This window comes from Pseudomonas sp. PB3P13, from assembly GCF_054897735.1.
Genome location: NZ_CM142702.1, coordinates 4,561,223 through 4,573,347, shown reverse-complemented (window position 1 = coordinate 4,573,347; position 12,125 = coordinate 4,561,223). Strand labels below are relative to the sequence as shown.

Below are 12,125 nucleotides of genomic sequence, written 5' to 3'. Positions count from 1 at the left end.
GCTCCGTTTCTGAATCAAAACGCAATTACTTGCCGACTTGTTTTTCCTTGATTTCCGCCAGGGTTTTGCAATCAACGCACATGTCGGCGGTCGGGCGGGCTTCCAGTCGCTTGACGCCAATTTCGACGCCACAGGACTCGCACCAGCCATATTCTTCGTCTTCGATCAGCTGAAGCGTCTTGTCGATCTTCTTGATCAACTTGCGCTCGCGATCACGGGCACGCAGTTCGAGGCTGAATTCTTCTTCCTGGCTGGCACGGTCTGCCGGGTCCGGGAAGTTGGCCGCTTCGTCTTTCATGTGATCAACCGTACGGTCGACTTCCTGCATCAAGTCCTGTTTCCACTTGTTCAGGATCTTGGTGAAGTGAGCGCGCATGGGCTTGCCCATGTACTCCTCGCCCTTAACTGCCTGGTAGGGTTCGAAGCCGCTGATCGACTGATTTTGCTGCTTTGCTTGGGTGGGCATGAAATGGACCGCCTCTACTCTTGTAATCCATCTGCGCAGGATTGCTCCATCACCGACACCTGCCGGCCCTGCGGCTGCAAGCGGGCGAACTTACCAGATCAAATCAGACCGCGCTACTCCCGGATGTCGAGGGAATGCGCCGTCGTGCTTGCAAAAGGTTGCCAAGTCTCGTCTGGAAGTGATGAAGGCCTGATCAATTAATGATTTTAGTCAAACCTGGAACACTCGCTTGAGTCGTTTGCGGCCAGGGTCTCAAGGCCTGTGACCGCTTTAAGTTCTCGCTCGTTCCAGCGCATGGGTAGAATTGCTGTTTTTCCCCGTAGAAGGTACGCCAATGGCTTCGCCCTACAGTGCCCGCAGTCGCGCGATCGAACCTTTCCATGTCATGGCGCTGCTGGCGCGGGCCAACGATTTGCAGGCCGCTGGCCACGACGTGATCCATCTGGAAATCGGCGAGCCGGACTTCACCACCGCCGAGCCGATCATTCAAGCGGGGCAGGCCGCGTTGACGGCCGGCAAAACCCGCTACACCGCCGCGCGTGGCATTCCCGAGCTGCGCGAGGCGATTTCGGGTTTCTATCAGCAGCGTTACGGTTTGAACATCGATCCGCAGCGCATCCTCATCACCCCCGGTGGCTCCGGCGCACTCCTTCTGGCCAGCGCTTTGCTGGTGGATCCTGGCAAGCATTGGCTGCTGGCCGACCCCGGTTACCCGTGCAACCGGCACTTTTTGCGCCTGGTCGAAGGCGCGGCGCAGCTGGTACCGGTCGGCCCTGACGTGCGCTATCAGCTGACACCGGACCTGATCGAGCGCCATTGGGACCACGACAGTGTCGGCGCCCTGGTGGCGTCCCCGGCCAATCCAACCGGGACGATTCTTACCCGCGACGAGCTGGCGGGGCTTTCATCGACCATCAAAGCGCGGCATGGCCACCTGGTGGTAGACGAGATTTATCACGGCCTGACCTATGGCACCGATGCGGCCAGCGTATTGGAAGTCGACGACAGCGCCTTCGTCCTGAATAGTTTTTCAAAGTATTTCGGGATGACAGGGTGGAGACTTGGTTGGCTGGTTGCGCCGCAAGCGGCGGTCGGTGAACTGGAAAAACTCGCACAAAATCTCTACATCAGCGCGCCGAGTATGGCCCAGCACGCCGCACTGGCCTGCTTCGAGCCGGCGACCCTGCGAATTCTGGAAGAGCGCCGCGCCGAGTTCGGTCGCCGTCGCGACTTCCTGCTGCCCGCCTTGCGCGAGCTCGGCTTCGACATCGCCGTCGAGCCCGAAGGTGCGTTCTATTTGTACGCTGATATCAGCCGTTTCGGCGGCGATGCTTTCGCATTCTGCCGACATTTTCTCGAAACCGAGCATGTGGCGATTACGCCAGGGCTGGACTTCGGGCGTTATCAGGCCGGGCATCACGTGCGATTTGCTTATACGCAGAGTCTGGTGCGACTGGAGGAAGCGGTCGAACGCATCGCTCGCGGTTTGCGCAGCTGGCAAGGCTGATGCGCTTTTCTCCTCCCCTCGAAGAAGGTCGCTTGATCCGTCGTTACAAGCGTTTTCTGGCCGATATCGAAACCGTTCACGGCCAATTGCTGACAATTCATTGTCCGAATACCGGCTCGATGCTCAATTGTCAGGTTGAAGGCGGGCAGGTCTGGTTCAGTCGATCCACTGATCCGAAACGCAAGTTGCCTGGCACCTGGGAGATTGGCGAAACCCCGCAGGGACGCCTGTTTTGTGTGAATACCGGCCGGGCGAATGGCTTGATCGAGGAAGCCCTGCGGGCGGGCGTAATCACTGAGTTGAACGGGTTTACGCACTTGCGGCGCGAAGTGGCTTACGGTCAGGAAAGCAGTCGCATCGACTTCCGCCTCGATTACCCAGCCGGGCCGGCCTATGTTGAAGTCAAAAGCGTCACACTGGGTTACGACGGATCGTCCGTGGCAGCTTTTCCCGACGCGGTAACGCAGCGCGGAGCCAAGCATCTACGCGAATTGGCTCATCTGGCCCGGGACGGGATTCGCGCAGTGCAGCTTTATTGCGTCAATCTCAGCGGCATCGACGCCGTGCGTCCTGCAGAAGAAATCGATTCGGCCTACGCGGCAGCCCTGCGTGAAGCGGTGGCATGCGGGGTGGAGGTGCTGGCTTACGGTGTGCGACTGAGCCATGAAGAAATGGTTGTGGATCGGCGTCTGGACGTACTGCTCAACGGTTAAAGGTTGATCCAGACACCTTGTTCATCCTCGCGACATTTGACGCCGGTGAGCGACTGACCGGCGCAAGGCCCGGATACACACTCGCCGTTTTCAATGAGAAACAAGGCGCCGTGGGTAGCGCATTGAATCAAGCTGTTACTGGCATCGAGAAACTGGTCCGGTGTCCATTCCAGCCCCACGCCACGGTGCGGGCAACGATTGATGTAGACATGGACGTGACCGGCCCGGCGTACGGCAAAAAGTTTCTGACCGTCGATGTCGAAACCACGGCTGCCGGCTTCCCTGATTTGCGTGCCTGCGCAAAGAAACTTCATGTGTATCCTCAAAGACGCGTAACGCGTGACCGGAAATGTCCGGGCTTGACGTGCAAATGAAAACAATTATCAAATGGCGGCTTCGCCCGTTTGGGTGCAGATGCTCGATGCCGAGGATACTTGGCCTGTCATCTCAATGCCTGCAAACCTTCAAGGAAGTTGTCTATGCGCCTGACTGCCCGCGTTGTTGCGCTTTGTCTCGGATTGCTCGCGAGTCACCACGTCGCAGCGGCCGACTTGCCCCAGCGTTGGGTCAGTGCCGGCGGCGCGCTGTCGGAGTGGGTGAGTGCGCTGGGTGGTGAATCGAAACTGGTTGGCGTCGATACCACCAGTCAGCATCCGGCGAGCCTCAAGGCGTTGCCCGGCATCGGCTACCAACGACAGTTGTCGGCGGAAGGCGTGTTGAGCTTGCGTCCGCACATTCTGATTGGCACTGAAGAAATGGGGCCGCCGCCGGTGATCTCGCAGATTCGCAGTGCCGGCGTGCAGGTCGAGGTATTTTCAGCCCAGCCCGATCTGCCGACCCTGCAGACTAACCTGCAGCATCTGGGCCAGTTGCTCGGTACGCAGGACAGGGCGGCGCAGCTGTTCGAGGATTATCAGCAACGGCTTGAGCAGCAAAAGATTCGCGTGACCAAAGCACAACGGAAGCAACAATCGCCCGGTGTGTTGATGCTGCTTGGCCATGCCGGCGGCAAACCGCTCATAGCAGGCAAGGACACCGCTGCCGATTGGCTGATTCAGCAAGCCGGCGGACACAATCTGGCAACCCATACCGGTTACAAGCCGTTTTCTACCGAGTCATTGATCAGCCTTGATCCCGAAGTGCTGGTGTTCGCTGACCGCGTCCTGGCAGGTGACGCGGCTCGTGCGGCGTTGTTCAAGGAAAACCCGATCCTGTCCTCCACCCGTGCCGCGAAGGCCGAACGTGTCATGCAGCTGGATCCGACGTTGCTGGTAGGTGGTCTCGGGCCACGCTTGCCCGATGCGATTGAAAAACTGTCTGACGGTTTCTTTCCTGGCACTACCGGTCCATGACGGTCCTGGTCAAACCTCGAACATTGTTCGTTGGACTGAGTCTCCTCTGTTTGTTGGCGATCTGGCTGTCGCTGGCGCTTGGCCCGGTGAGCCTGCCACTGTTCGATACGCTGCGGGTTGGCTTGCGTATGCTCGGTTTGCCGATTGCGGCGGACGGGCTGGAGCAGGCTGAACTGATCCTCGGCCAGATTCGTTTACCGCGCACTTTGCTGGGGTTGGCGGTGGGCGGTGTGCTGGCGCTTGCGGGCGTGGCGATGCAGGGGTTGTTTCGTAATCCGTTGGCCGATCCGGGGTTGGTCGGTGTGTCCAGCGGCGCTGCGCTGGGTGCGGCGATTGCGATTGTCGGCGGTGCGTTATTCGGTGGTTTGCCTGAATGGATCGGGCCTTACGTGTTATCGCTGTGCGCGTTTCTTGGCGGCCTTGGCGTGACTGCATTGGTGTATCGGCTGGGTCGCCGTAACGGGCAGACCCATGTCGCCACCATGTTGCTGGCGGGTATCGCGCTGACAGCGCTGGCCGGTTCCGCCGTCGGGCTGTTCACCTATCTGGCGGACGACGCAACCCTGCGCACACTGACATTCTGGAATCTGGGAAGTCTCAATGGCGCCAGCTATTCGCGGCTTTGGCCGTTGTTGCTGATCACGGTCGGAGTGGCGCTGTGGTTGCCGCGCCGTGCAACAGCCCTTAACGCATTGCTGTTGGGAGAGTCCGAAGCCGGTCATCTCGGCATTGATGTCGAGCGGCTCAAACGAGAATTGGTGTTTTGCACAGCACTGGGCGTTGGCGCAGCGGTGGCGGCGGCGGGGATGATCGGCTTCGTCGGACTGGTGGTGCCGCATCTGGTGCGCCTGCTGGCCGGGCCCGATCATAGAGTGCTGTTGCCAGCTTCGGTGCTGGCGGGCGGCAGTCTTTTGTTGTTCGCTGATCTGGTCGCACGGCTGGCGCTGGCGCCTGCCGAGTTGCCGATCGGCATCGTTACTGCGTTTATTGGTGCGCCGTTTTTCCTGTATCTGTTGCTGCGAGGGCGTGCCTGATGTTGCGAACGCACAACCTGCAAATACGCCGGGGCCGCAAGATGGTCCTGAACGACGTTTCCCTGGAGCTGACGCCTGGGGAAGTCCTCGGCGTGCTGGGGCCGAACGGCGCCGGAAAAAGTACGTTGCTGGGCGCGTTGTGTGGTGAGCTATCGCCCGACCACGGAAGCGTCATGCTTGATGACAGCGCGTTGGCTCACTGGACCGGCACTCAGCGGGCACAACGCCTGGCCGTATTACCGCAAGTATCAACCCTGGACTTCGCCTTCCGCGTCGAAGAAGTGGTCGGCATGGGCCGCTTGCCGCATCAGAGTGGCCGCGTTCGGGATGATGAAATTGTCGCGGCAGCATTGCAGGCAGCCGACGCCGGCCATTTGCAGGGGCGCAGCTATCTGGCACTGTCCGGTGGCGAACGCCAGAGGGTGCATTTGGCGCGGGTACTGGCGCAACTGTGGCCGGGCGAAGCGGGGCAAACGTTATTGCTCGATGAGCCGACCTCAATGCTCGATCCGCTGCACCAGCACACCACCCTTCAAGCGGTGCGCGAGTTCGCTGATCGTGGCGCGGCAGTGCTGGTCATTCTGCATGATCTGAACCTGGCCGCACGTTATTGTGATCGTCTGTTGCTGCTGGAAGGCGGGCGGCCCGTCGCGCTTGATACGCCCGAGCAAGTACTTCGGCCGGAACCGCTCAAAGCCGTTTTCGGTCTGGAGGTGCTGGTACAGCCGCATCCGGAGCGCGGGCATCCGCTGATCATCGCCCGCTGAGCTGGTCAAAGAGGGAAGGGCATGCGTCTGATATTGATTGCGGCAGCGTTGTGGCTCAGTGCTTGTCAGCATGTACCGGCTCCACCGCCGGTCGTGGGCGAGATTCGCGACGTGCGCAGCGGTCAGGCCATGACACCACAAGCGCTGATCGCGCAACTGGCCAGACCTTCTCGCTTGATTGTGGGAGAGCAACACGACAATCGCGATCACCACGCACTGCAGCTGTGGCTGCTGCGAGCGCTGGGAGAGCAGCGACCTCAAGGCAGTTTGCTGCTGGAAATGCTCACGCCGGATCAACAACCCAAAGTAGACGAAGTGCGCCGCGCTTCCTCTATACCGGCTGATTTGCCCGGCGCCTTGGCGTGGCACGAGGGGTGGGACTGGACGCTTTATGAGCCGGTCATCCGGTTCTCACTGAGCCAGCCGTATCCGCTGCTGGCCGCCAACCTGGATGTTGTCGAGCTGCGCGCGTTTTATGCGCAGTCGCCCACCTTGAGCGGCGCGCGATCCAATGCTGCCTCAGTCAAGAATGAGTTGCTGGGGCAAATCACTGAATCCCATTGCGGCCTGCTGCCTTCCTCGCAAATTCCGGCAATGCTCGCGGTGCAACAGCAACGTGACCGACGCATGGCCGAACGCTTGCTCGAGGCACCGATACCGTCATTGCTATTGGCGGGTGCTTTCCACGCACGCAAGGACGTTGGCGTGCCCATCCATGTGCTCGACTTGGGTGAGCCCGATGCACCGACGGTTCTAATGCTGGCGCAGCAGGGCACTGAGGTCACAACCGCCATGGCGGATTACGTCTGGTACACGCCTGCAACGCCGGCGGCGGATTACTGCGCGACGATGCGCAAGCAGTTCCAGAAGTAATCGCAGTTTTCTGCAGGCAAAAAAAGACCCGACAAGAGCCGGGTCAAATAACCGTGATTAGCCTGATGAGGAGATATCTGAGAGTCCGAACCAAGGACCTTTCAAATATCGACCAGTCTCGCGACCAGTTGTGATAATCATAGCGATTCTCATTACCATGTCAACCGCTGATTTTCGTTTACTTCAAAACCTCGCTGAAGCCCTTGAATTTCCAGCTGTTCAGGGTGGATAGCCAGATTTGGTCAATTGCGTGATCTGCTTGTTCAGATGATCAATGCGCCGAGCCATGCTCTCGATCAGGCTGTGAGCGATTTTCGGATTGCTTGGAGTCAGCGTGAAAAACTCATCCTTGGAATCCCAGTGCTCGGTTCACTGGCGATCACACTTGCAAAAATGTGCTGATGCATCGGCGTAAGCCGGTTGTTCTCCAAGTAAGTAGATGCAGCGTTGCCCGTTCAGTTCTTGTGGCGTGACGAGATTGCTTCAAGTTGTTTGTTCAAGGCTTCTTTGCGCTCCGCGGGGATGTCGTTCCAGTGCACATCCATCAAGGCACCTTCTATTGCATACAACAGTACTTTGGAAGCCCGAAACCCGCGCGTGCGGACGGCTCGATAGGCATCCACCGCCCCCAGACGGCGCAAGTCCGAGGCACTGTGAATGCCTACGGCATGCAGCCACTGCGCCGACGTCTTGCCGAGATTTTTCAGGTGCTGCAGTTCATCATTCATCAAGCCTCCTTGCGACGGCCGAATGGTGCGTGGGCAAGCCTCTGAGGGAGTGTAGTCATCAGTAGGAAAAGTGTGCTTGTTTGGTCGGCTTCAATGCAAAAAGGTTCTAAGACGCCGGAACTGCCGACAGCGAAGAATGCGCGAGTTCTCAAAAAACGGGGGAGTGGATGACGGGACACGGCCAGGCCTGTCCGAGTCCAGCGCAAGCGAGGGCGCCGGACTTGCTGTCAGCTATAACCTTTAGCGGGTGCGATATCGCAGGCGCGTACCGAAGTTCATCGACATCAGAATCTCGTCTGCACTCAGTTCCGCAGGGAAGTAAGCCCCGGATATTTGCGCATGGGCCAGGCTTGCGCCTTGCAGATTGGAATTTCTGAAATCAATGCCGCGCAGGTCAGCCGAGCGGAAGTAGGCATCGCCGAAATCGATACCGTCAGCGTTCAGTTCGCGCAGGTCGAGGCCGCGAAAGTCGCCACCTACCATGTCCACGGCTCCGCCTGAAGGACGTTCGTTGTTGAAACCGGTGATATCGTCTTTGTGCAGCAAGGCATAAAGCGGAGTGTCGAGAAGTTTGGGCTGGCTCATGTCACATCACCTGATGGTTTTATGACGCCAGTATAGGGCCACTATTTGGCAGCCGTGAAGCCGTCAAGCGCTCCACGGCTGAAATAGTTTTTACAGGCCCGGCAGGCGCTGGCGAATCTGGGCGACAACGGTGTCAAGTGTCCCGCTCTCGTTGGTCTGAACGCGTTTGCTGTAAAGAATCTCTGCCGGCGTGAGCGCCTCGCGACTGGCTTGCTGGACTTCGATAACGGCCAATGTCGCGTCAGACGGATCCTTGTTATCCGCCTGACGCAGCGTCAGCCAGCTTTCGATGACGGCCTGTGGGGCGTTGCAGTCAAGAATCAGGAACGGCGCCCCGGTTGATTCGGCTACGGCTGCCGCGCCGTTCCGCTGCTCGTGCTTGAGGTAGGTCGCATCGATGACTACCGGGAACCCTGCATGCAGAATTACTCCGGCAATTTCATGCAGGCGCGCATAGGTCGCAGCACTGGCCTCAGCACTGTAGATGCCGGCCTGTGGATCGTTCGCCACGGTTTGCTCGCCGAACAGACGTTTGCGTTCAATATCGGAGCGCAGGCGAATAGCGCCCAGCGCTTCGACCAGGCGCATGGCTACGTGGCTCTTGCCTACAGCGGAGACGCCGTGGGTGATCGCCATGAATCGCGAAGGAATGGTGCTGTAGCTTTCCGCGAGGTTGGCGTAGTTGCGGTACTGGCGCAGGGTCGTGGCGCGCTGCACCGGGTCGGCTTCGGCCGGCATGCTGAACAGGCTGACCTTCGCGCGAACCATCGCACGGTAGGCTTTATAGAAGTTCATCACCTCCAGGCCCTGGTAATCGCCGGTGAGCTCCAGGTATTGGCTGACGAAGCGCCGGGCCAGGCTTTTCAGCCCGCGGTCTTCAAGGTCCATCGCGAGGAAACCGGTGTCGGCGTATACATCGGTGAAACGGAACGGCTCGTTGAATTCGATGCAGTCGAAAATCACCACGCTGCCGTCGATCACCGTGGCGTTGCCCAAGTGAATATCACCGTGGCATTCGCGGATGAAGCCGTCGGCCTTGCGCTGCGCGAACAATGGCCTGAGACGTTCGAAGCTGCTTTCGGCCCAGGCCTGCAGAGCGTCGAGTTGCAGCAGGTCGGCCCTGTCGCTGAGGAACGGGCGAACCTGCTCGAAGTTTTGCCTTACCGGCGCCATGACACTGTCTGGCGTGCCGGCGTCATGTTCGGCCGGCACTTTGGGCGCGTCGAGGTGAAATTGAGCGATTTGCGCGGCCATCTGGTCGATGTGTGCAGTGGTCAATTCGCCATTGGCTTGCAGGGTGCTGAGCAACTGGCTTTGTGGGAATTGACGCATTTTCAAAGCGAAATCGACGACTGGGCCATCGCCACCCCACTGCGGCGCTTCGGCACTGCCGGTGATCGGCAATACTTCGAGATACAAATCCTGGGTCAGACGTTGATTGAGGCGCAGCTCTTCAGCGCAGAAATGCTCGCGAGCCTTGAGGGTAGTGAAATCAAGGAAGCCGAAATTCACCGGTTTCTTCAATTTATAGGCGAAAGGGCCGGTGAGAATGACCCAGGAAATATGGGTCTCGATGACCTGAAACCCGTCTACGGGATGCGGGTAGAGGGCGGGATTTTGCAGGGCAGCGATCAGGGACTGGCTCACAGGCGTTCCTTCAGAGTCTGGGGAAATTCACGGCTGTCATTATGGCGGCAAGTCCGCCTGACGCAAACCTCGGAGGGCGTCTGTCGAGTATCAATAAAGTGCGTATAATCCGCCGCCATGACTCGTACTCGATCCCCCCGCACCCCCAAAAAACCACCTTCCAAGGGCATGCGCCCCTGGCTGGGCTGGGCCCTCAAACTCAGTCTGGTAGGCCTCGTTGTGCTTGCCGGATTCGCGGTTTACCTTGACGCGATTGTCCAGGAGAAGTTTTCCGGCAAGCGCTGGACCATACCGGCCAAGGTATACGCCCGCCCGCTGGAGCTGTTCACCGGACAGAAGTTGAGCAAGGAAGACTTCCTCACCGAACTCGATGCCTTGGGCTATCGCCGTGAAAGCGTGAGTAACGGTCCGGGCGCTGCGGCGGTCACCGGCAACACCGTCGACCTGAACACCCGTGGCTTCCAGTTCTATGAAGGCCTGGAGAAAGCACAGCCCGTGCGTGTGCGGTTCTCCGGCGACTACGTGGCCGAACTGTCGGCAACCAATGGTTCGAAACTGTCCGTCGTGCGGCTGGAGCCCCTGCTGATCGGCGGGATTTACCCCAAGAATCTTGAAGACCGCATTCTGATCAAGCTGGACCAGGTCCCGCCTTATCTGCTGGAAACCCTGGTGGCCGTGGAAGACCGCGACTTCTATAGCCACTGGGGTGTTTCGCCCAAGTCGATCGCCCGCGCCGTTTGGGTCAATACTTCGGGCGGCCGGATGACCCAGGGCGGCAGTACGCTGACGCAACAGTTGGTGAAGAATTTCTACCTGACCAGCGAACGCAGCCTGACCCGCAAACTCACCGAAGCCATGATGGCAATGCTGCTTGAGCTGCATTACGACAAGCGCGAAATTCTTGAGGCTTACCTCAATGAAGTGTTCGTCGGTCAGGACGGCCAACGCGCGGTGCACGGTTTCGGTCTGGCCAGTCAGTTCTTCTTCGGGCAGCCGCTGTCGGAGCTGAAGTTGCATCAGGTCGCCATGCTCGTCGGCATGGTCAAGGGGCCTTCCTACTACAACCCGCGTCGCAACCCGGAGCGGGCGCTTGAGCGACGTAACCTCGTGCTCGATGTGCTTGAGCAACAAGGTGTTGCCAGCGCTGAGCAGGTTGCCGCCGCGAAGAAAATGCCACTGGGTGTGACAACGCGCGGCAAGTTGGCCGACAGCTCGTTCCCCGGTTTTATCGACCTGGTCAAACGTCAGCTGCGCGAGGACTATCGAGACGAAGACCTGACCGAAGAAGGTCTGCGGATCTTCACCAGTTTCGACCCGATCCTGCAGATGAAAGCTGAAGCGTCGGTCAATGACACCTTCAAGCGGTTGTCCGGACGCAAAGGCTCCGATGAAGTGGAAGCGGCAATGGTCGTGACCAACCCGGAGACCGGCGAAGTGCAGGCCATGATCGGCAGTCGTCAGGCCAGTTTTGCCGGTTTCAACCGGGCGCTGGATGCCGTGCGCCCGATTGGCTCGCTGATCAAGCCGGCGGTTTATCTGACAGCGCTTGAGAAGCCCAGCCAGTACACGTTGACCAGTTGGCTGTCGGACGATTCGTTCTCGGTCAAAGGCGCGGATGGCCAGGTCTGGAAGCCGCAGAACTATGATCGCCGCTCCCACGGTACGGTTTTCCTCTATCAAGGCCTGGCGCATTCCTACAACCTGTCGACCGCACGTCTCGGCTTGGCAGTGGGCGTGCCGAATGTCCTCAAGACGTTGGCGCGCCTGGGTGTGAGCCGCGAATTTCCGGCATTCCCGTCGATGTTGCTGGGCGCTGGCGGTCTGACGCCGATGGAAGTGGCAACGATGTATCAGACGCTGGCCAACGGCGGTTTCAATACGCCGATGCGCGGGATCCGCAGCGTCCTGACGGCCGAGGGTGAGCCCCTCAAGCGCTATCCGTTCCAGATTCAGCAGCGTTTCGACCCGGCTTCCATCTACCTGGTGCAGAGCGCCATGCAGCGAGTGATGCGCGAGGGTACCGGCAGTTCGGTTTACAACGTATTGCCGAAAACCCTGACCCTGGCCGGCAAGACCGGTACCAGTAACGATTCGCGGGACAGCTGGTTCGCCGGCTTCAGTCAGGATCTGTTGGCCGTTGTCTGGCTGGGGCGCGACGACAACGGCAAGACGCCGTTCACCGGTGCCACCGGTGCGTTGCAGGTCTGGACCAGTTTCATGCGCAAGGCGGACCCGTTGCCACTGGATATGCCGCAACCGGACAATATCGTTCAGGCCTGGGTTGATTCCCGAACCGGGCAGGGTTCCGACGGCAACTGCCCAGGCGCCGTACAGATGCCGTATATTCGCGGCAGCGAACCACCTCCCGGCCCGGCTTGTGTTGGCGACAGCCCTGCATCCGGCGAAACGGTGATGGATTGGGTCAAGGGCTGGATGAACTAAGCGAAGAGGGT

12 protein-coding genes and 1 pseudogene are annotated in these 12,125 nt (G+C 59.4%); 7 read left to right on the top strand and 6 right to left on the bottom strand.

Annotated features, from left to right (window positions below; translation table 11 throughout):
- Window positions 1–25: 25 nt before the first annotated feature.
- Window positions 26–466, bottom strand: coding sequence for an RNA polymerase-binding protein DksA (gene dksA / locus ACYZT1_RS21080; RefSeq protein WP_045059401.1), 441 nt, complete (start codon window positions 464–466; stop codon window positions 26–28).
- 334 nt (window positions 467–800) lie between these two features.
- Here dksA and ACYZT1_RS21075 point away from each other — a divergent pair, with 334 nt between their 5' ends.
- Entirely contained in the window at window positions 801–1,973 is a 1,173-nt protein-coding gene (locus ACYZT1_RS21075; protein ID WP_462016544.1) for a pyridoxal phosphate-dependent aminotransferase, read from the top strand.
- The gene (gene sfsA / locus ACYZT1_RS21070; protein ID WP_462016543.1) at window positions 1,973–2,686 is read left to right on the top strand and encodes a DNA/RNA nuclease SfsA; all 714 of its coding nucleotides are present in this window, start codon (window positions 1,973–1,975) and stop codon (window positions 2,684–2,686) included. Before ACYZT1_RS21075 ends, sfsA begins: the two co-directional genes overlap by 1 nt.
- Here the strand turns inward: sfsA and ACYZT1_RS21065 are convergent.
- Window positions 2,683–3,000, bottom strand: a complete 318-nt coding sequence (locus tag ACYZT1_RS21065; RefSeq protein ID WP_462016542.1) for a Rieske (2Fe-2S) protein — start codon at window positions 2,998–3,000, stop codon at window positions 2,683–2,685. The two genes, sfsA and ACYZT1_RS21065, sit on opposite strands and share 4 nt — an antisense overlap.
- 165 nt (window positions 3,001–3,165) lie before the next feature.
- Between ACYZT1_RS21065 and ACYZT1_RS21060 the strand changes: the two genes are divergently transcribed.
- From ACYZT1_RS21060 to ACYZT1_RS21045, 4 genes are read left to right on the top strand one after another with little or no spacing between them, the layout of a single operon-like run.
- Window positions 3,166–4,038, top strand: coding sequence for a heme/hemin ABC transporter substrate-binding protein (locus ACYZT1_RS21060; protein ID WP_462016541.1), 873 nt, complete (start codon window positions 3,166–3,168; stop codon window positions 4,036–4,038).
- A gap of 50 nt (window positions 4,039–4,088) precedes the next feature.
- Window positions 4,089–5,072, top strand: a complete 984-nt coding sequence (locus ACYZT1_RS21055; protein ID WP_462019296.1) for a FecCD family ABC transporter permease — start codon at window positions 4,089–4,091, stop codon at window positions 5,070–5,072.
- Window positions 5,072–5,839, top strand: coding sequence for a heme ABC transporter ATP-binding protein (locus ACYZT1_RS21050; protein ID WP_462016540.1), 768 nt, complete (start codon window positions 5,072–5,074; stop codon window positions 5,837–5,839). Before ACYZT1_RS21055 ends, ACYZT1_RS21050 begins: the two co-directional genes overlap by 1 nt.
- A gap of 21 nt (window positions 5,840–5,860) precedes the next feature.
- Window positions 5,861–6,712: a ChaN family lipoprotein gene (locus ACYZT1_RS21045; protein ID WP_462016539.1), complete on the top strand. Its 852-nt coding sequence runs from the start codon at window positions 5,861–5,863 to the stop codon at window positions 6,710–6,712.
- Between the two features lie 219 nt (window positions 6,713–6,931).
- Here the strand turns inward: ACYZT1_RS21045 and ACYZT1_RS21040 are convergent.
- The 4 genes and pseudogenes from ACYZT1_RS21040 to ACYZT1_RS21025 form a co-directional block, all read right to left on the bottom strand.
- Window positions 6,932–7,101 (bottom strand): annotated as a pseudogene (locus ACYZT1_RS21040) (cAMP-binding protein); the annotation flags it as partial.
- Window positions 7,102–7,167: 66 nt separating this feature from the next.
- Window positions 7,168–7,440: a TfoX/Sxy family protein gene (locus tag ACYZT1_RS21035; protein ID WP_007971093.1), complete on the bottom strand. Its 273-nt coding sequence runs from the start codon at window positions 7,438–7,440 to the stop codon at window positions 7,168–7,170.
- 240 nt (window positions 7,441–7,680) lie between these two features.
- The gene (locus ACYZT1_RS21030) at window positions 7,681–8,025 is read right to left on the bottom strand and encodes a pentapeptide repeat-containing protein (protein WP_462016538.1); all 345 of its coding nucleotides are present in this window, start codon (window positions 8,023–8,025) and stop codon (window positions 7,681–7,683) included.
- Between the two features lie 90 nt (window positions 8,026–8,115).
- Window positions 8,116–9,672 (bottom strand): bifunctional aminoglycoside phosphotransferase/ATP-binding protein, encoded by a 1,557-nt coding sequence (locus tag ACYZT1_RS21025; RefSeq protein ID WP_462016537.1) that lies wholly within the window; start codon window positions 9,670–9,672, stop codon window positions 8,116–8,118.
- Window positions 9,673–9,789: 117 nt separating this feature from the next.
- Between ACYZT1_RS21025 and mrcB the strand changes: the two genes are divergently transcribed.
- Window positions 9,790–12,114, top strand: coding sequence for a penicillin-binding protein 1B (gene mrcB, locus ACYZT1_RS21020; RefSeq protein WP_462016536.1), 2,325 nt, complete (start codon window positions 9,790–9,792; stop codon window positions 12,112–12,114).
- Window positions 12,115–12,125 lie beyond the last annotated feature (11 nt).